The 19,779-nt window shown below is 60.0% G+C and carries 18 protein-coding genes; 2 read left to right on the top strand and 16 right to left on the bottom strand.

Translation table 11 applies throughout. From position 1 onward, the window contains the following. Positions 1-18: 18 nt before the first annotated feature. The 5 genes from IGB42_RS06915 to IGB42_RS06895 all read right to left on the bottom strand — a co-directional run bounded on the left by IGB42_RS06915 (position 19) and on the right by IGB42_RS06895 (position 5,538). On the bottom strand, positions 19-783 hold the full coding sequence (locus IGB42_RS06915) for an SDR family NAD(P)-dependent oxidoreductase (RefSeq protein WP_159668961.1): 765 nt from the start codon (positions 781-783) through the stop codon (positions 19-21). A gap of 11 nt (positions 784-794) precedes the next feature. Continuing rightward, the gene (gene araH / locus IGB42_RS06910; RefSeq protein WP_159668958.1) at positions 795-1,787 is read right to left on the bottom strand and encodes an L-arabinose ABC transporter permease AraH; all 993 of its coding nucleotides are present in this window, start codon (positions 1,785-1,787) and stop codon (positions 795-797) included. Between the two features lie 9 nt (positions 1,788-1,796). Continuing rightward, positions 1,797-3,311, bottom strand: a complete 1,515-nt coding sequence (araG, locus tag IGB42_RS06905) for an L-arabinose ABC transporter ATP-binding protein AraG (RefSeq protein ID WP_159668956.1) — start codon at positions 3,309-3,311, stop codon at positions 1,797-1,799. A 116-nt stretch (positions 3,312-3,427) separates the two neighbouring features. Beyond that, positions 3,428-4,414 carry an arabinose ABC transporter substrate-binding protein gene (locus IGB42_RS06900; RefSeq protein ID WP_159668953.1) on the bottom strand — a complete coding sequence of 329 codons (987 nt, stop codon included), beginning with the start codon at positions 4,412-4,414 and terminating at the stop codon, positions 3,428-3,430. 110 nt (positions 4,415-4,524) lie between these two features. After that, positions 4,525-5,538 carry a 2-dehydro-3-deoxygalactonokinase gene (locus IGB42_RS06895; RefSeq protein WP_159668950.1) on the bottom strand — a complete coding sequence of 338 codons (1,014 nt, stop codon included), beginning with the start codon at positions 5,536-5,538 and terminating at the stop codon, positions 4,525-4,527. A gap of 104 nt (positions 5,539-5,642) precedes the next feature. Between IGB42_RS06895 and gcvA the strand changes: the two genes are divergently transcribed. Beyond that, positions 5,643-6,527 carry a transcriptional regulator GcvA gene (gene gcvA / locus IGB42_RS06890; RefSeq protein WP_159668947.1) on the top strand — a complete coding sequence of 295 codons (885 nt, stop codon included), beginning with the start codon at positions 5,643-5,645 and terminating at the stop codon, positions 6,525-6,527. Between the two features lie 80 nt (positions 6,528-6,607). Here gcvA and IGB42_RS06885 read toward each other — a convergent pair whose 3' ends face one another. The 9 genes from IGB42_RS06885 to ettA all read right to left on the bottom strand — a co-directional run bounded on the left by IGB42_RS06885 (position 6,608) and on the right by ettA (position 15,877). Then, entirely contained in the window at positions 6,608-7,231 is a 624-nt protein-coding gene (locus IGB42_RS06885; protein ID WP_159668944.1) for a hypothetical protein, read from the bottom strand. Positions 7,232-7,257: 26 nt separating this feature from the next. After that, a complete protein-coding gene (locus tag IGB42_RS06880) occupies positions 7,258-7,818 on the bottom strand; it encodes a hypothetical protein (protein ID WP_159668941.1) in 561 nt (186 codons plus the stop codon). 105 nt (positions 7,819-7,923) lie between these two features. Further along, on the bottom strand, positions 7,924-8,346 hold the full coding sequence (locus IGB42_RS06875) for a hypothetical protein (protein WP_159668938.1): 423 nt from the start codon (positions 8,344-8,346) through the stop codon (positions 7,924-7,926). Positions 8,347-8,894: 548 nt separating this feature from the next. Next, positions 8,895-10,004 (bottom strand): HD-GYP domain-containing protein, encoded by a 1,110-nt coding sequence (locus IGB42_RS06870; RefSeq protein ID WP_159668935.1) that lies wholly within the window; start codon positions 10,002-10,004, stop codon positions 8,895-8,897. 316 nt (positions 10,005-10,320) lie between these two features. Continuing rightward, complete coding sequence (locus tag IGB42_RS06865; protein ID WP_159668932.1) at positions 10,321-10,512, bottom strand: hypothetical protein; 192 nt, start codon at positions 10,510-10,512, stop codon at positions 10,321-10,323. Further along, positions 10,509-11,063: an NADPH-dependent FMN reductase gene (locus IGB42_RS06860; RefSeq protein ID WP_159668929.1), complete on the bottom strand. Its 555-nt coding sequence runs from the start codon at positions 11,061-11,063 to the stop codon at positions 10,509-10,511. The genes IGB42_RS06865 and IGB42_RS06860 overlap by 4 nt, the downstream gene beginning before the upstream one ends. A 61-nt stretch (positions 11,064-11,124) precedes the next feature. Further along, positions 11,125-13,668, bottom strand: a complete 2,544-nt coding sequence (locus IGB42_RS06855; RefSeq protein ID WP_159668926.1) for a hypothetical protein — start codon at positions 13,666-13,668, stop codon at positions 11,125-11,127. A gap of 207 nt (positions 13,669-13,875) precedes the next feature. Then, entirely contained in the window at positions 13,876-14,109 is a 234-nt protein-coding gene (locus IGB42_RS06850) for a VF530 family DNA-binding protein (protein WP_159668922.1), read from the bottom strand. 100 nt (positions 14,110-14,209) lie between these two features. Next, a complete protein-coding gene (ettA, locus tag IGB42_RS06845; protein ID WP_159668919.1) occupies positions 14,210-15,877 on the bottom strand; it encodes an energy-dependent translational throttle protein EttA in 1,668 nt (555 codons plus the stop codon). Positions 15,878-16,003: 126 nt separating this feature from the next. On the opposite strand from ettA, the gene fumC reads away from it, so the two are divergent. Further along, the gene (fumC, locus tag IGB42_RS06840; RefSeq protein WP_159668916.1) at positions 16,004-17,404 is read left to right on the top strand and encodes a class II fumarate hydratase; all 1,401 of its coding nucleotides are present in this window, start codon (positions 16,004-16,006) and stop codon (positions 17,402-17,404) included. Between the two features lie 69 nt (positions 17,405-17,473). Here fumC and IGB42_RS06835 read toward each other — a convergent pair whose 3' ends face one another. Together IGB42_RS06835 and IGB42_RS06830 are read right to left on the bottom strand one after the other, a co-directional pair. Further along, a complete protein-coding gene (locus IGB42_RS06835) occupies positions 17,474-18,802 on the bottom strand; it encodes an MFS transporter (RefSeq protein ID WP_159668913.1) in 1,329 nt (442 codons plus the stop codon). 202 nt (positions 18,803-19,004) lie between these two features. After that, on the bottom strand, positions 19,005-19,760 hold the full coding sequence (locus IGB42_RS06830; RefSeq protein WP_159668910.1) for a pseudouridine synthase: 756 nt from the start codon (positions 19,758-19,760) through the stop codon (positions 19,005-19,007). Positions 19,761-19,779 lie beyond the last annotated feature (19 nt).

The raw sequence follows: 19,779 nt of genomic DNA, 5'->3' as shown, positions 1-19,779 counted from the left end.
ACAGATGTATGTAGCGGCTCAGGTCCAGCCCGCGTCGACCACGAATTCCTGTGCGGTACACATGCGGCTGTCATCGGCGGCCAGGAACAGCGCCATCTGCGCCAGGTCTTCCGGCTGCAGGCGGCCGGGCAGGCACTGGCTGCGGTCGATCTCGGCCTCGCCAGCGGCATCTACCCACAGCCGCAGCTGTTTTTCCGTCATCACCCAGCCGGGGGTGAGCGTATTCACACGGATGCGATGTGGCCCGAACTCCCGCGCCAGGCTGCGTGTGAGGCCATTGATGGCGGCTTTGCAGGTGGCATACGCCGGGTAATCGGGCACCTTCAATTTCCAGCTGGTGGAACTCAGATTGATGATGCTGCCGCCGCCTTGCGCCTGCATATCGGCCACCACCGCCTGCGCGGCAAAGAACTGGTGACGCAGATTGATGGCGATGGCGGCATCCCAGAATTGCTCGGTCACGTCGGGCGTTTTATGGCGCTCGTCGTTGGCGGCATTATTCACAAGTACGCTGATCGGGCCGTTTGCCATGCGCGCGCTGGCGATGGCAGCTTGCAGCGCAGCCGTATCGGTTACATCGCACTGGATGAACAGCGGGCGCTGCGGCACTGGCGGCAAGTTGGCAATCAATGCTTCCGCCGCTTCGCGGTTGCGGCCGATAAAGGCCACTCTGGCGCCCTGGCGGGCAAAAGCGGCAACAAAACTGGCGCCGATGCCGGTGGTGCCGCCGCTGATGAACACACTCTTGCCGACAAGACTGGGGTAGTGGGCGAATTCGCTCATGCTGCGCTTCCTCAATCGGCCTGGCCGCGGTTTTTCAGTTGGTCGATCAGCACCGCCAGCAGCAGGATGCCGCCGCGCACCAGGTACTGGTAGAACGCATCGATATTCATCAGGTTCATCGCGTTCTGCACGGTACCCATGATCAGCACGCCCACGATCACGCCGCTCATGCTGGCGCGGCCACCCATCAGCGATACGCCCCCCAGCACGCAGGCAGAAATCACGTTCAGCTCGAAGCCCTGCGCGGCATTGGGTTGGCCGCTGGTAATGCGCGATGCCAGGATCACGCCCGCCAGCGCGGCAATCACGCCCTGGATCAGGAAGATATAGATACGCGTTGCATCCACGTTCACACCGGCCAGCCGCGATGCATCCGGGTTACCCCCGACGGCCAGCGTATTGCGGCCGTATACGGTCTTGTTGAGCATCACGCCGAACACCACGAAGCACAGGATGGTGATCCACACCGGGCTGGGAATGCCGAAAATGATGGTGTTGCCCAGGTTGAAGAAGGCTTCGTCCGATACGCCCACTGCCTGGCCATTGGAGGCGATGAACGCCAGCCCACGCACCATTTCCATGGTGGCCAGCGTGGTGATCAGCGCGTTGATGCGCAGCTTGGCGATCACCGCGCCATTGATGAAGCCGATCACGCCGCCCGCCAGCAGGCTGGCGGCAATGCCGACCACGATGCTGCCGGTCTGGTTGATGACCATCGCACACAACACGCCGGCAAACGCCACGGTGGAGCCGATGGACAGATCGAAATCACGCGATGCCAGGCAGAACATCATGGTGCAGGCCACCATGCCGATCTGCGATACCGAGAGTGCCAGGCCGATCATGTTCTGCCACGAGAAGAAATACTCGACGGTAAAGCTCAGTACCGCGAACAGCGCAATGAAGATCAGGATCAGGCTGTAGTCATCCAGGTGGCGGAGCAGTTTGCGTTTGTCCATGGCGTGGCCTCCGATGGCCGGGGCGGTTTGGCTTGCTGTGTTCATGATCTGTTCCTAGGCAGCAAGGCGCTGCGGGCTATCACTCACCGGCAAGGCCAGCGAGAGGATTTTCTGTTCGCTGGCATCTGCGCGGGCCAGCTCGCCGGTAATGCGCCCCTGGCACATCACCACGATGCGGTCGGCCACACCCAGTACCTCGGGCAGCTCGCTCGATACCATCACGATGGCGACGCCCTTGGCGGCCAGCTCGTACAGCACCGCATAGATTTCGTTCTTGGCGCCCACGTCGATACCGCGCGTGGGCTCGTCGATGATCAGCACCCGCAGGTCCTGCTCGGCCAGCCAGCGCGACAGGATCACCTTCTGCTGGTTGCCGCCGGACAGCAGGCGGATGGGCTGCTGGCGGTTGGGGGTCTTGATGCGCAGCAGCTTGATGTAGCCATCGGCTATCTCGGCCTCCGCGCCGTCGTTCACGAAGAAGTGCGCGCGGCGCGAATGGCGGCGGCAACTGATATTGATGTTCTCCGCCACCGAGCGGCAGCCGATGATGCCGTGCTCCTTGCGGTCTTCCGGGCAGAACACCAGGCCGGCGGCAATGGCATTGCGGATATGGCGGCCGGGCAGCGGGGCACCGTCGATCAGCACCTCGCCGCTGTCGCGCTTGTCGGCACCGTACACCAGTTGCATCAGCTCGCTGCGGCCGGCGCCCACCAGGCCGAAAAAGCCGACGATCTCGCCGCGGCGCACGCTGAAGTCTGCCGGTGGGGCCAGCTTGGGGCCATGCATGCCGCGCACGGCCAGCCGGGTTTCGCCCAGCGCGCGCGCCCGGTAGCCGAAGATATCGCTGATTTCACGCCCCACCATGCGGTTGACCAGTTCATCCCGCGTTACGCCCGCCAGGCTGGGGTAATCGGCCACCTTGCGGCCATCGCGGAAGATGGTGGCGCTATCGCACAGCGCAAAGATTTCTTCCAGCCGGTGCGAGATATAGATCATCACCTTGCCCTGGCTGCGCAGCTCGCGCACCAGCCGGAACAGGATTTCCGTCTCGCGATGCGAGAGCGAGCTGGTGGGTTCGTCCAGCGCAATCACTTTGGCATCGCGCAGGATAGCCTTGCAGATTTCCACCATCTGCCGCTGGCCGATGGACAGGTCTCGCAGCCGCGCCAGCGGGTCGATCTCCACGCCGATTTTCTGCAGCTGTTCACGCGTCCAGGCAATGGCGCCGCGCTTCTGCACAAAGCCGAAGCGGCTGGGCAGGCGGCCCAGCAGCAGGTTTTCCATCACCGTCAGCTCCGGCACGTATTGCAGCTCCTGGTGGATGATGGCAATGCCGGCATCGATGGCATCGCGGCTGCGCTGGAAGCGGCGCACCTGGCCACCCACGATCAGCTCGCCTTCGTCCGGTACGTATTCACCGCCAAGGATTTTCATCAGCGTGGATTTGCCCGCGCCGTTTTCGCCCAGCAGGCCATGCACGCGGCCGGCTTCCACCCGGAAGCTGATGTCGGACAGCGCACGCACGCCGGGGAAAACCTTGCCGATGGCCTTGAATTCGAGATCGCTCACACATCACTCCACACGTCACGCCAACTCTGTTGTGCTCTGCTTTTGTTGCCCACAGGTCGCCGCGGGGCAGGGGGCGGGTGCCGGTTTTGCTGCCGGCACCCGCAACCGGGATGGCTTTACAGGCCCATTTCCTTTTTCACTGCGGCAGCGTTGTCACGCGTCATCAGCTTGCCCGAGGTGAGGATCAATTTTTCCGGCGCCTTGCCGTTCTTGATCCACTCGTACATGTTCAAGGTGGTTTCATAGCCATGGCGCTTGGGGCTGATCAGCACGGTGCCGAAGAAACCGGTCTTTTCGTTCTTGGCAAACTCGTTGAGAGCCGACTGGCTGCCACCGATGCCCACGCCGATCATGTTGTCTGCCTTGGCACCCTGGCCTTCGGCTGCACGCACGGCACCCAGCACCGCTTCGTCATTCAGGCCGAATGCCAGCCAATGCTTGAACTTGGGGTTCTGCGTGATGGCGATATTGGCGGCGTTGAAGGCGTTTTCGGTGTCGGTCTTGGCTTGCGGCGCGTTGATGATGTTGGCCTTGGGGAAGCCCGCTGCAGTCAGTGCGGCAATCGCGCCATCGGTGCGTTCCTTGGCAGTGGGGAGCTGGTCATACGCGATGCGGATGGCGCCCACTTCTGCCAGGTTCCAGCCGCGCTTTTTGGCTTCTTCTGCCAGTGCGGCGCCCACCTGCTCGCCAATCTTGTAGGCCGAGATCCCCATGTGCGGCACTGCCTCGATCGGCTTGCCGCTGCCGTCTACCAGACGGTCATCCACCGTCATCACTTTCAGGTTGCTCTGCTTGGCCTTGGCCACCACCGCCGGCCCCAGCTTCACGTCCGGCACGCAGATGATGAAGCCTTGCGCATGTTGCGCCGCCAGGTTATCGATGGCGGTCAGTACCTTGTCGCCACTGGGCACGCCGATCTTCACCAGCTTGAAGCCTTTCTCCCTGGCGGCCTGCTCGGCAAACTTCCATTCATCCTGGAACCACGGCTCTTCAGCCTGCTTTACCAGGAAACCGATCTTCACTTCATCCGCTGCATGTGCAGCGCCACCCAGCAGCGCCAGCGACAGGCCGACCGTGCCCAGTAGTGTGCGAAATTGCTTCATGATCCGACTCTCCTAAATGCCATGGATGGCCCTTTGCGTTGGCATGGGCCGGAAAAGCGGGCAATCCGTGCAGGCAGCCCGAAAAACGCGGCGGATTTCCGCCGATCTTGTTATCGCTTGCCGGTGGTACTCAACAGGCCCCGTTCGCGCGCCACTGCGATCGCGCCGAAACCGGCGAGATCGGCTTGCTGGTCGTCGCGGGTGATCGTGACCTTGCCGGAGAAAAAATCGTCACCGCGCACGAGCAGCCCAAGGGCTTCCCGCAAGATGGGTTTGCCGGTGACGATGAACTGGGTGCCGGGGCTCATGCGGATGGCGCTGCTGTTTTTCAACGTCAGCAGGTCCGCACCGAGCACGGCGCCCAGGAGGAAGTTGGCGCGCGCATTGCGCTCGTAAATGGTGAACTGATCCAGCGTGCGCACGGTAAAGCACGCGCGCCCCAACCCGATATGGCTGGCAGAGCGGGCGCCTGCCAGCAGCATTTCTTCATCGATCTCGCTGGCAAAATCGCTATCGAGCGAGCCGGCCAGGATGGTGTTGTGGGTGATCACGTGCAGCAGCTCGCCCGCCAGCGTGGTGACGCAGCCGGTGATGTGCTGGCTGGCATCCAGATGCACAAACTTGGAGTGCGAACCGGGCAGGATGACCACGGCCGGCTCGGTAATGGCCAGGCGCTCGATCAGCGCAATGGTTTCCACCTCTTCGCCGCGCATCATGTCCATCGCCTCGCAGTTGTGCAGCCCGATGTTCTCTACCGGGTTGCGCACGCCGGGCACAAACCAGATCGGCTTGTTGCACACCTCGGGGATCAGCGCCTGCTGCATGCCTGCGCCCAGCTCGCGGCGGCTTACTGGTGCCAGCAGGTGGGGGATTTCATGCAGCCCCACATTGGAGGTGATCATGCCGGAGGCCAGCACCAGATCAACCGCATCCATGCCCAGATGCGCCTTATCCAGCGCTGCCTCGATGGTGGCGCGCACGCCTGCCTGCAGCGTGGTGGCATTGCCGGTGATTGCCGTATCGCGCACCCCTACCTGGCGAGCGGCATGCGCCACAGCGGCCTCGTGGCGCCATACGGTCACACGGGTATTGGTGGTGCCGGTGTCTATGGTCAGGATGTTCATTCTGGTGCATCGCCGTGAGGGTTTGCACCATTGTTGGTTTCGTAACTGTTTGTGGCAAACTACAAATTCTTGTTGCTTCGTTAAGAAAAACTTAATGAGTTGCCATGGTCAGACGTTTACCACCACTTAACGGTTTGCGCGTGTTCGAGGTTGCCGCGCGCAACCTCAGCTTTACCCGCGCTGCGGGCGAGCTATGCGTGACCACCGCTGCGGTCAGCCACCAGATCAAGCAGCTGGAGGAATTCCTCGGCCTGAAACTGTTCGAGCGGCGCAACAACCAGCTGCAGCTGACCAGCGCCGGAGAGAACTACCTGCCGCGCGTGCGTGATGCATTTCGTGCGCTACAACAAGCCACAGACCTGCTGCTGGACGACAAGACCATCGTGCTGCGCGCAGCGGTGCCACCTGCTTTCGGTGCCAAATGGCTGGTGCCACGGCTGTACCGCTTCTTCAACCAGCACCCGGATATCCGCGTGGAAGTCTCCACCGATCCGGTACGCGATCACCACGCATACGATGTGGTGATCGACGACCGCCAGGTGGATGCGCGTGACCTCACCGTGGAGCGGTTTGCCAGCACCGGCTTCTTCCCGGTATGTAGTCCCGCCGTGCAGGCTACGCTGAAAACCCCCAATGACCTCGCCGGCCACACGCTACTGCACGAACGTGGTGCGCAGCGCTTGTCCCACCATCCCGGCTGGCAGCAATGGCTGGACGAAGCCGGCGCCAGCAACGTGGACGCCAGCCGCGGCCCCGGTTTCTCGGACGCATCGATGACCTTGCAGGCCGCCATAGACGGGCAGGGCGTGGCCTTGGGGCAACGGCTGCTGGTGGAATACGACATCGCCGCCGGCCGGCTGGTGAAACCGCTGCCGGTGGAGGTATCGCTACGGCTGTCGTATTACCTGATCTTTCCGCCGGCCGCGCTGGAGAAGGCGGGGTTTGCGGCGTTCAGGAATTGGTTGATTGCGGAGGCGTTGCGGGATTGAGGCGGAGACGATAGTCGATGGAACCGAAGCGCTGGATGAGTGTGACTGGCAATGCCAAATTAGGCCCTTTATAGGGAGTACTAAAATTTATGGTTTCTCAGGAGTGCATCCAGAAGTTGCGTCCTGATTTCCTCGGGCCCAAGCACCATCATCTCAATAGTTGGCTTTCGCTCCGGCTCCTGCTCACGTGGTAACTTCATGCCCAGATAGCAGGCTGCTTCAGCAAGAGCGTTACGACAGTATGGATTGGAAATGCACTCCCAAGCGGAAGTGATTGCGAGTCTCACAAAGGCAGAGAAATTACCTTTATTCGGCCCATCTCTTCCCGCCCTTATTACAGGGATGCCAGACTGAAATTGCAGCAGTTCTGTCGTCATCCCGTCAATCATCATGCCGAAAACAGCATCGGGGTTTGTGATTGGAACCATTGACGCAAGCAATTTCGAGAATACCTCAGCGGAGATGGATCCTTGGGCACGATCGGTAAGCATCGGCTTGGGTTTGAACTGATGCCAAACCATGGCTCGCGCGCTGACAACCGATACTTGGCCTTCGGCGAAGGTGATACATATTTCGGGATGAAAGGAGGGCATCAACAAAATGCGCATCGCTGCTGCCGGGGCGGTGCAAGCGGCGTCGCTCTCGAAAGATGTCATCCCCATGCATTTGCAAATCGTTTCTGCGGTGTAATCTTTTGTGTGCATACAAAGATCAGTTTGTGAGTAAGTAGCTATGGCGCGGTGGATTGGTTTTCATGCTTGAAGTTTGTTATGAATATAGCCTTAACTCTCTGATCTGGAGAGTCTACAAGACTTTGCTCTTCTGCATAGAATGAAATGAGGCCCATTTCTTTTCCTTCGATGGGAACGTGCATTTCTTCTGCATCATCATATGCTAAGTCAAAAAATTGCAGTATGGTCTTTAGCTCATCACCTATTTTTACCGAACCATAGAGAGACCCACGGTATCCCACGCCGATTTCTATGCAGTCCAGCACCTCGTCCTGATTGAAGTGTAGCACTACTGCCCCTCTGCCATAATAAAGTTTCCGGCCTGATAACACCTCAGAAAATTCTCCGTTGTATTGAAAATCTGGCGAGCGAAGCTGAGCATCTTCAATCATTAGCCACTCGTCTGTGCCATCAATCGCTTGTGCGAGCTGCAACAGAGATTTATCCCAACGTGCTGCATCTAAAACAATCTCATGGAAAAATTTAAGTGACTGCCCAAGAAAGTAGCCAGCGGCACCTTGTCCTGGAGTAATGTCGGCAAAGAGGTCTGGTATCTTCATGGTGATTCTCTCTGTATGTCGAGAAAGGCGAAATTCTTAAAAAAAATCCCGAAAAATGGCAAATGATGCAATCATTCAAAATTTTCTGGATGGCTTTCTGGGTTGTTAGCTGTTTTTCTGTAAATTTATAAAACCATCAAGTATGCATTTGATGCTGGAAGGGTCAGCTTCAAAGCCCCCTGATAATTTGATTGGCCAGTATGTTGGGCCACTATATTGATATTGGCAAAGCTGAATCTCGATAACGATATGCCCTAAAGTATCCCGATTGCGAAATTCAAGCCTGAAATCTTCCGGGCTATATGATTCCAGTATGGCTGATCCACTTCTTGTCGATGCAAGAATGCTCAATTCGCTGATGAAACGGTTCAAGGGTTCTTCTTCAATCCAAACAGATTTGTGAAATGCTGAAAATTCACCAAGGGTTGCCCGCACGCTGATGTGAACGTTACCTTCATTCGGAAGTCCTTTCGGTATTCTCTCAAGTAGCGAAAGCTCTACCAGATTGTCATCGGATTTTATTTGCATATTTTATTAATGGCCAAAAAATAACATGGGCATAGCTAACCTACCAAGACATTGCCAAGGATACGTATGGGATCGGCAGTTGCAAACTCTATCGGATTTCCCTGCTGCAGAGGCTTGCTCGATCAGCACCAGTTTTTTGACAACTTGACCGTCGCAAAGTCTGTAAATCACAATTCTAAGGCTGTTTGGAGTCACAACTGAAATGTCCGCAGTGGAGGGACTTCGAGCGCTTTGCAACTTGGCCAGCCAGCAGCATGCTCCTGCCTTTCCAAACCATCCATACCGTTTACACACAAGCCGGGGATGAGCGTGTGCATACCCTGTGGGTAAGTCACTCAAGCGCTTGAACGGACAGGGTATTCCGGGGTTGCCTGTTATTTGGGCAGCGGCTGTGCACTATCCCCACATCGCAGGGATGGGGGTGTTGATACACTGTGGATAAGCCACCCAAGTGGCTGTTTTGTATGGCTTGTTGGCCGCTGCCTAATTAACGGGCAGGTTCTGCATGGCAAGATACCCGACGGGGAGCAGTCCAGCCGCTATCTAGCTTATGCGTATTCCCAGATGCGCGGCGGGGCGGGCAGGCGCAGGTTGAGCTTTTTCGGGCACACCACTTCGCTGACTGCGTAGTTTTCATCGGCGGTATTGCGTGGTTGTGGCGGCCATACCGGCGAGCGATGCTGGTTGAACAGCGTGAGTACACGCGGGGCATTGGCTTTGTCGGTGCGCCTTACCACCAGGCCGATATCGCCGTTTTTCAGCCGCACCACGGTGCCGGGTGGGTAAACGCCCAGGCCCTTGATCAATGCGCCGGAGATCTGCTGATCCAGCTGCTTCCCTTGGAAGATCAGCGCCAGGGCCTTGTTGGGCGGCAGCGCTTCGCGATAGCCGCGTGGCCACAGTTTGGCGCCCAGCACATCAGCCACGTGCAGCAAATGGGCCAGCGGATTGATACCGGCTTTGTCCAGGTGACAGGGGTAGCCGCTGCCATCCCATTCTTCATGGTGTTGTGCCACGATCTGCAGCCATTCCTGATCTGCCACGCCGGCATCTTGCAGCAGTGTCACGCTGCGTTGCGGGTGCTCATCCACCTGGCGGCGCTGATCGCTCGATAGCTGGCCCGATTGCTGGAACAGCCGGTTCTGCAGCGCATACATGCTGATGTTCATGGTGAGCGTGGCGGACAGCAGCGGGTTCAGCTGCGCTGCCGGCAGTGCCAACTGGTTGTTGGCGCACAGCACCAGCACCGCACAATGCACGGCATGCTGCGTGGCATAACAGCCGGCATCACGCTGGTGCAGCAGGGCAGCCAGCGCGGCATCGGGCTTGAATTTCCACAGCAGTTGCAGATCGGTGTGGATGCCGCCCAGCTGATTGGCAAATTCGCCATTGGGCCGGTTGGAGAGCAGCAGATCCAGCTCGCGCACCACGTTGCTGTAAAAGCCGAACGGATCACGCATGACCGGGTGCAGATCGGCGTTGCCACCGGCCTGCACGCTGGGCAGTTTGTAGAACAGTGATTTTTCCTGCAGCTTTTCCAGCAGGCTGCCTGCTTCCAGCGTAAAACCTTCACGCAACAGCAGTGTGCCGCCTTCGTCGTACAGGTTGTAGGGAATGGTATAACCCGCATGCAAGCGGCTAGAAACAAAACGCTCCATTTCACTTTTCCTGACTGGTGCATGCAATTGCTGCATACATGTTTCAGTAGAGCATGCTTTTCTAATATTTAGTAAGCAATGTGCCCACGAAACGAGGGAATACGTGATTTTTTCTGCTGAGCGGTGGCTTTTTACTTGTAAGCGTTGCGCTGACCTTGGCAAAACAGCAGGGATTTTTTTGGCCTGACCAGAACCAATTCCCGAGAAAATGTAATACCACTTTGTTTTTAATTACTTTCTTTGTTTGTAATAGACAACGGACAGGCAACAAAAAGCCGGCCCATGGGCCGGCTTCGGGCAGCGCGGGCCGTGGTTATTACTTGCCCGTTGCATCGTCCAGTTGCTTTTGTTGGGCTTCGTCCTGCTTCTGCATCGTCTGCTCAACACCTTTGGCTTTTTCCAGTGCCTGGCGTTGTGGCTCGGCAATCTTGGCCGCGGGCTCATCTTTTTTCTGCCCGCAGCCTGCCAACAACAGCAGTGTGGTCAGGGTCAGTAGCGCGGTTTTCATACGGTGTCCTTTTCGCGGTCATGAACAGCATTGCAGAGGGTGGCCAGCACGGCGCCAAGTGATGCGGCGCTGTCCGTGTGTTTGATTTCCCCATCCAGGCCAAAATGGATTGCCACTTGCGGAATCAGCAAGATAGCATCATCGCTGACGCTGGCACTCATCACCCGCAGTGTTTGCACCAGCGCAGCACTGGCCTTGTCGCCACCCGCACCGGATGATGATGCGGTGATCACTGCAGTGGGTTTGTCCACGAATTCACCTGAAGAGACCACCCAGTCTAGCGCGTTCTTCAATGCACCAGGTACGCCAAACGCATACTCGGGCGATGCAATCAGGATGGCGTCCGCCGCAGCCAATGCCGTGCGCCAGTGGGCGACCGCCGCTGGCACCTCTTCCGTATCCTGATCGGGGTTGAATGCAGGCACTTCGGCCAGCGCGTTGTAGCGCATCAGCGTGGTAGCGGGCGGCAAAACCGCTTGTGCAGCGATCAGCACACCGTTATTGAATGAACCGGCACGCAGGCTGCCACAAACTGCCAGTATTCGCGTCATTGCCAAGGTGGAGATCCAGGATGAAAAGCTGCCGGCCAGCCGGCCGGCAGCGTTGCTGCAGTTAACGGCGGAAGCCGCCAAAGTGCGGCCGGAAGCCACCCACCTTGCCGCTGAAACCGGAAGAGAAATTGCTGCGGTCAAAGCTGCGGGTAGGGGCCGGTTGCGGGCGTACCGGTGGGCGCGGGTTGTTGAAGGTGTTGTCATGCGCAAAGCTGCGCTCTGATCCACGGTCGCGGGCCAGCCGGTCGGTGTTGATGCCGGCATCTGCCGGCGGTGCCGCTTTCTTGAACGAGCCATCCGGCGTCACTTGCTGCCAGCCCTGGCCCTTGTCGTAGCGGTACACATTGCCGTCCTTGCCGGCATACACATGATCGCCATTGTTCACCACGCCGCCGTGGCTGATGTCGCCGGTGTTCTTGTCGTAGTGTACATAGCCGCCGCCGCTCACATCGCCGCCCTTGCCGGCACTGTTGAAGCCGCCGGCAGCAGTGGCGCCGTTATTGGTGTTCACTGCGCCACCCTTGCTGTTGGTTACGCGGCCAGTATTGGTGTTGACGGTGGTTTTGCTGCCGCCAGCAACGCCGTTGCCGGTATAGATATTGCCTGCGGCACCGCCTTGGCCGGCCACCACACGGCCGGTTTCCGGGTTGTAGCGCACGCCGCCCGCTGCGGCGGTGGTGTTGCCGGTGTAGGCATTGGTGTTGCGGCCGGCATAGCCCCAGCCACGGCCACCGGTGGCCTCATTGTAATAACGGCCACGGCCGGCGGCGCCGTAGTTGCCGGTCCACGGGTTGGCCCATGCTGCGGCACGGCCGGCAGCAACGGTATTGCCCCAGCGGCCATACACATTGGCCACTGCTGCGCCACCCCCCCAGTACCACGGGGTATAGCCGCCCCACGGGCCCCACCACGGGCCGTACCACGATGCCCATGCCCAGCCGAATGCAAAGCCGAAGCTCCAGCCGATATACGGATCCCAGCCAAATGCCACGCCATAGCCATAGGTGGCCGGGCAGCCGTACCACACGTCACCTATCCACGCGTTGCAGGTATAACCGGTGCCGTATACCACCACGCCATTGCTGGCCACGGTGCCGTAGTAGCCCGGCGTGTAGCCCACGTACACCACCTGGTCGTTGTAACCGTATACATAGACATAAGTGATGTAATGCAGCGGTGAGCTGGCCGGTATGGTGTAAACCACCGCCGGTACCGATGTGGCCACTACCCATGGGCCATTGGCACTGGTGGCGGTGAACCAGATGCCGTTCTGCACCGCGTAGAAGGCGTTTTCCGTTACCTGGATCACCGGCGATGCGGTATTCCATGCATAGGTGAGCGTGGTACCGGGCAGCGGTTTGAACTGTGCCGGGCCATCGTAGGTGATATTGGCCTTGGCCTCGTTGCGGTTCACGGTGGCCGTTTGCGGGATCGCGTTGGCAATCAGCGATTCACGTGCTTCCGGCGTGCCGGGGATGGATGCCAGCACTGCGCTCTTTTCGCTGCTGCTGGGGATTTTGGCAAAGTCTGCCGGCAGCTTGTCGCCGGCGATATACGTCCACGGCCCCCTGGATGACGTAGCGGTAAACCAGCGGCCAGACAGCAGCACGTACCAGGCGTTATCCGCGCTGGCATCGACGAACACATCCGCGGGGGTATTGGTGATGTAGCTCAGCTGCGTGCCCTTGAGCGGCGCAAACTGCGGTTCGCCATCCACCACCACCAGCTCGGTCGGCGTGGTGCTGGTGTAGATCACCGGGAACTGGCCGGCAGCAATGGCTGTTTTCAGTGCCTCCGGCGGCGGGTCCAGCACATCCACCTGTTTGGCGGCCTGTGCCTGCTTCACGGCCTGATCCACGCCTTGTGGCACGCTGCTGGTACGGTTCCATGGCCCGGTGATATCGCGCGCGGCTGCCCAGTGGCCAGCAAAGCGCAGGAAGTATTCACCCTCGAACACGAATACCGCAGAGCGGGTATTGATCACGCGCTGCACGCCGGCCACTGTTGTGGGCTTGAGTACCGGCTTGCCGTCGACGGGCAGCAACATGGCCGGGCCAAACGAGAAAATCACCGTTGGCGCGGTATTTTCCACCGCGACCGATGCGGTTTTGGCCTCGTTCTGGTCGATGGCGAGTGCAGATTCGAGATGATCCAGGTTCACCACCAGCTTCTGCGCGGGCACCACCTTTTGCAGCAGTGCCTGGTAACGCGCCTGGTTGGCGGTATCGGTGGGGAAGTTCACCTTGTCGACGGTGGTGTTGTCCAGCGTCACGCTGCGCGCCTGTTTGTCCGTATCGGTACGGGCGGAGAACCACAGCACGCCATAGGTCAGCTTGTCGTGCGATTTGCCATCACTGCCTTGCACCACGCCGGTCTTGATCGCCACGGCGATGCGGCCTTTCAGTTGATTGCCTTGCCAGCTATCGAGCTGCGGCTGGTGCAGCGTGAGGCTGGTATTGTCCACCGTGTAGCTGCGCGGCCATGGCTGGCCTTTGGTCGGGGATTGCGTGGTGGATTTGGCTGGCGCGGTGGCCGCCATGACGGGCTGCAGCAAAAAGCCGCTGGCCAGCAGTGCAAAGAGCAGGGTACGACTGGTGCGCAACATGGGTGAGCTCCTGGGATGGATATCCACGGCGTAATGGAATTTGACCCACCATCTTCGCAGCTGGTTCAGTTGCTGACAATCGCTGTTTGTACTGATGAAAGCAAAGCGCGGCCTTTTTTCCCGGGCGCAATGTGCCAGCCATCAAGACGGGAAAGCCCGTGTCTGGCACGGGCTTTCAAAGGCAACTGCGTGGGCGATGTGGGCCGCCTATTTCTTGCCGTAGCGTTCCACGCAGTATGCGTACAGCTGCTCTACCTGCTCGCGCGCCCATGGGGTGCGGCGCAAAAAGGTCAGGCTGGATTTGATGCTGGGGTCCACCTGGAAGCAGCGCACATTGATCTTGCGGCCCAGCTCTTCCCAGCCGAAGAAATCCACCAGGTCGATCAGCATGTTTTCCAGCGTTACCCCATGCAGCGGGTTGTTGGCTTGTGGCGTGGACATCGCGGTCTCCTGCAATCAACGCGGTAGTAAAGCAAACGGGCCGGAGCGAACGCCGGCCCGCTTGCGTGGCGCTGCCGGCACAGCGGCAGCGCAGCCATGCTCAGCGCGTAACCGGCTTGTAGCGGATACGCTTGGGCTTGGCGCCTTCTTCACCCAGGCGTTTTCTCTTGTCGGCTTCGTACTCCTGGTAGTTGCCGTCAAAGAATGTCCATTGGCTGTCGCCTTCCGCCGCGATGATGTGCGTGGCGATACGGTCGAGGAACCAGCGATCATGCGAGATCACGAACACGGTGCCGGCAAATTCCAGCAGTGCGTCTTCCAGCGCGCGCAGGGTTTCCACGTCCAGATCGTTGGACGGTTCATCCAGCATCAGCACGTTGCCGCCCTTGAGCAGGGTCTTGGCCAGATGCAGGCGGCCGCGTTCGCCACCGGATAACGAGCCCACTTTCTTCTGCTGGTCGCCACCCTTGAAGTTGAAGCGGCCCAGGTAGGCGCGGCTGCTCATCTCGAACTTGCCCACGGTGATCAGGTCGTTGCCGCCGGATACATCGTCGAACACGGTTTTTTCGTCTTCCAGGCCTTCACGGCTTTGTTCGACGAACGCCATCTGCACGGTCTGGCCGATTTCCACCGTGCCCGAATCCGGTTGTTCCTTGCCAGCAATCATCTTGAACAGCGTCGATTTACCGGCACCGTTGGGGCCGATGATGCCGACGATGGCACCCGCCGGGGCGGAGAAGCTGAAGTTGTCCATCAGCAGGCGATCACCGAATGCCTTGGACACGCCGTTGAAATCGATCACCTTGTCGCCCAGGCGCTCGGCCACCGGGATGAAGATTTCCTGCGTTTCGTTGCGCTTCTGATGCTCGAAGCTGGACAGTTCTTCAAAGCGGGCAATCCGCGCCTTGGATTTGGCCTGGCGCGCCTTGGGGTTCTGGCGTACCCACTCCAGCTCCTTGTTCAGCGCTTTCTGGCGTGCCGATTCCTGCGATTCTTCCAGCTTCAGGCGGGCCTCTTTCTGCTCCAGCCAGCTCGAATAGTTGCCCTTCCATGGAATGCCATGGCCGCGGTCCAGTTCCAGGATCCACTCTGCTGCGTTATCCAGGAAGTAGCGATCATGGGTGACTGCCACCACGGTGCCGGGGAAGCGCACCAAGAATTGTTCCAGCCATTCCACCGATTCCGCGTCCAGGTGGTTGGTGGGTTCGTCCAGCAGCAGCATGTCGGGTTTGGACAGCAGCAGCTTGCACAGCGCCACGCGGCGCTTTTCACCGCCAGAGAGGTTGCCGATCTTCGCATCCCATGCTGGCAGGCGCAGTGCATCGGCGGCCAGTTCAAGCTGCAGCTCGGTGTTGTCGCCGGCACCGGCAGAAATGATTGCTTCCAGCTTGCCCTGTTCTTCGGCCAGCGCATCGAAATCCGCGTCTTCCAGCGCGTATTCGGCGTATACCTCTTCCAGGCGCTTTTGCGCGGCCATCACTTCGCCCATGCCGCTTTCCACTTCTTCGCGCACGGTGGCTTCGTTGTCGAGCTTGGGCTCCTGCTCCAGGTAGCCGATCTTCACGCCGGCCAGATGTTGCACTTCGCCGTCGAATTCCTTGTCTGCGCCGGCCATGATGCGCAGCACGGTGGATTTGCCCGCGCCGTTCAGGCCCAGCAGGCCGATCTTGGCACCCGGAAAGAAGGACAGCGAGATATCCTTGATGATCTGACGCTTGGGCGGAACGATCTTGCTCACGCGGAGCATCGACATTACGTATTGGGCCATGACTGAAACCGTGAAGGTGAAAGATGCGTGATTTTAACAGGCGCTGGTCGGCCTGATGCGTATGGTGGAATCATTTTGCGATCAGGGCAGTCTAGCCTTGAATAAACCGCGTGCCGGAGCACCACGATGACCTATTTCCGTACCGAAACCGATTCCATTGGCACCATCGACGTCGCTGCAGACCGCTACTGGGGTGCACAAACGCAGCGCTCCATCGTCAATTTTCCCATCGGCGTGGCGCGCTTCCGCTGGCAGCGGCCGATGATCCGTGCGCTGGGCATCCTCAAGCGCGCAGCAGCGGAAGCCAACCTGGAATTGGGCGAGCTGACGGAGGATGTCGCCGCGCTGGTGGTACAGGCGGCCGACGAAGTCATAGCCGGCGAGCTGGACGGGCACTTCCCGCTGGTGGTATTCCAGACCGGTAGCGGCACGCAGTCGAACATGAATGCCAACGAGGTGATCAGCAATCGCGCCATCGAAATGGCTGGTGGCGAGCAGGGCAGCAAAACGCCGGTGCACCCGAACGACCATGTGAACCGGGGGCAAAGCTCCAACGATACTTTCCCTACCGCCATGCATATTGCCGTGGTGGAACAGGTATGCGGGCGGTTGCTGCCGGCGGTGCGCACCTTGCGCGATACGCTGGCGCACAAGGCCGAGGTGTACGAGGACATCGTCAAGACTGGCCGCACACACCTGCAGGATGCCACGCCGATCACGCTGGGGCAGGAAATCGGCGCTTGGGTGGCGCAACTCAATTTCGGGCTGGAGGCCGTGAAGGCGGCGCTGCCCGGCGTGTTGCAACTGGCCATCGGTGGCACGGCGGTAGGCACCGGCTTGAACGCACATCCGCAGTTTGGCCGGCTGGCCGCACAGAAGATCGCCGCCATCACCGGCCAGCCGTTCGAGGATGCCAACAACAAGTTCTTTGCGCTGGCCGCGCATGATGCGCTGGTGCAAACCTCGGCCGCGCTGCGCACGCTGGCAGGCGGGCTGATGAAAATGGCCAACGATGTGCGCTGGCTGGCCTCCGGCCCGCGTTGCGGCATCGGCGAGCTCAATATCCCGGAGAACGAACCGGGCTCGTCCATCATGCCCGGCAAGGTCAACCCCACGCAGTGCGAGGCAATGACCATGGTGTGCGTGCAGGTTTTCGGCAACGATGCCGCCGTGGCCTTTGCCGGCAGCCAGGGCAATTTCCAGCTCAATGTGTACAAGCCGGTGATGGTGCACAACGTGCTGGAGAGCATCGAGCTGCTGGCCGATGCCTGCCTGGCGTTCAACGAACATTGCGCGCAGGGCATCACGCCCAACCAGGCAAAGATCAGCGAGAACCTGGCGCGCAACCTGATGCTGGTCACGGCACTGAACCGCCATATCGGCTACGACAAGGCGGCTGCCATTGCCAAGAAGGCACACAAGGAAGGGCTGACGCTCAAGGAGGCCGCGCTGGCGCTGGGTGATGTGAGCGAGGCCGATTACGAGCGCTGGATCGTGCCGCTGGACATGACGCGGCCCAGCGCATGAGTTATCGACGGTGATAAAAAACACCCGGCATGGCCGGGTGTTTTTTCATGCTGCAAGCGGGCGGTGGCGTTACACAGTCGTGCTGCCCAACGCGCCGGATGTCTTTCCGGCCGGCTGATTGGCCGCATGGGAGGTGAATGCCAGTGCAAAGCCCAGAATCGCCAACGCGCCCACGTAATAGGCCGGTGCGTGTGGCTCTTTGCTCACCCACCAGCTCAGGAATACAGGCGTCAGGCCGCCGAAGATCGCATACGCGACGTTGTACGAGAAAGACAGGCCGGAGAAACGCACCGCGGCCGGGAAGGCGCGTACCGCCACATATGGCACGGTAGCAATGGCACCGACAAAGAAACCGGTGAGTGCATACGTGGCCATCAGGTGTTCCGGCGAGCCAGGCAAGCCGCTATAGAACAGGTAGCTGCTGGCCAGCAGACCGGTGTAGCCCACCAGCATGGTGTTGCGCGCGCCAAAACGGTCTGTCGCCCAGCCAAAGACCACGCAACCCAGCGTAAGGGTCAGCGTGGCCAGTACATTGGCTTCCGATGCCAGTACCGGCAGGATATGGTGGATTTTCTGCAGATAATTCGGCGTGAGCAGGATCACCACCACGATGGCGGCAGACAACACCCAGGTCAGCAGCATGGATACGACCACGCTGCCGAGGTGATTGCGCAGGATGGGGGCCAGTGGCAGGCCTTCGGCCAGCGCCTTGCGTGCGTGCAGCTCCTTGAAAATGGGCGTTTCCTGCAGGAAGCGGCGCAGGTAAACGGCCAGCAGGCCAAACACGCCACCCAGGATGAACGGAATACGCCACGCCCACGCGGTGATTTCTTCCTGCGTGTACTGCTTGTTGATGATCACGGCCACCAGCGAACCCAGCAGGATGCCGAAAGTGAGGCCCGCGGTCAGCGTACCCACCGCCAGGCCGGTTTTGCTGCCGGGCACGTGTTCGGAAACGAATACCCAGGCACCCGGCACTTCGCCACCGATGGCGGCGCCTTGCAGGATGCGGAACAGCAGCAGCAGCAGCGGGGCGGCAATGCCGATGCTTTCGTAGGTAGGCAGCAGGCCGATGGCGAGGGTGGGTACCGCCATCAGGAAAATGGACAGCGTGAACATCTTCTTGCGGCCCAGCTTGTCGCCGTAGTGCGCAATGATGATGCCGCCCAGCGGGCGCGCAAGGTAGCCAGCCGCGAAGATGCCGAAGGCCTGCGTCTGACGCAGCCACTCGGGCATATCGGGCGGGAAGAACAAGTGGCCGAGCACGGCAACAAAGAACACGAAGATCACGAAGTCATAGAACTCCAGCGCGCCACCCAGGGCAGACAGCGAGAGGGTCTTGTAATCGTTGCGGTTCAGCGGCCGGTGCAGCTCGGCATCGGTAAATTCGGTGGTCATGGGCGTATCGCTGGCAGGGAGTCGATAAAGATCGGCTGTGCGTCGACATGGCGGGGATAGAGCCTGCCGGCAGCGGTCCAGATCACTTCGGAGTGGGAAGCAAAACAGCCCGGATCGGGGGTGGAACCCGGGCGCGGTAACCGGCATGCACAGCCAGCGGGCATTGTAAGCTCGTTTTGGTGCGCAGCGGCAGCTGCCGGTTTCACTGATAGGGTTGCTGCAACAAAACATCCTGCCAGCCCAGCGCGTCGATCACGCTTTGCATGTCGTCCGCCAGCGCGCAGCGCAGATCGACGGCTTCACCGCTCACCGGGTGGATAAAGTGCATGCGCGTGCACGCCAGCAACATGCGCTGCACGCCGAAGCGCTCGGCAAACATGCGGTTGTGCGGCCCCTTGCCATAGGTGGCATCGCCGATGATGGGGTGGCTCAGGTGCTTCATGTGGCGGCGCAACTGGTGGCGGCGGCCGGTGACCGGATGCAGCAGCGCCAGCGCATAGCGGCTGGTGGGGTAGCGGTCGTTGGCCACTGCCAGCTCTGCGGTGGCCAGGCGTACGTAATCGGTCACTGCATCCTGGATCACCGGTTCCTGCGAGGCCAGGCCCAGCTGATTGCCATAATCGTCGGCCTGGCGCACCAGCGCATGATCGATATGGCCGGCTTCGGGCAGCCAGCCACGCACCACCGCCAGGTAATCCTTGCCGACGGTCTTTGCCTCGAACGCGCCAGACAGGCTGCGCCCGGTGGCCGGGTCCAGCGCAAACAGCAGGACGCCGGAGGTACCCTTGTCCAGCCGGTGCACCGGGTACACATGCCGGCCCACCTGGTCACGCACGATCTGCATGGCAAAGCGCGTTTCGTGCCGGTCTATCATCGAGCGGTGCACCAGCAGGCCGGATGGCTTGTGGACGGCAACGAGGTATTCATCCTGATACAGGACGGGAAGGACTTCTTTCACGTGGATACAGCCAGAATGG

Origin of the sequence: Andreprevotia sp. IGB-42 (assembly GCF_009848685.1) — a bacterium.
GTDB lineage: Bacteria > Pseudomonadota > Gammaproteobacteria > Burkholderiales > Chitinibacteraceae > Andreprevotia.
Note: the sequence above shows the minus strand (reverse complement) of the source record. Positions and strands in the feature narration are given on the sequence as shown.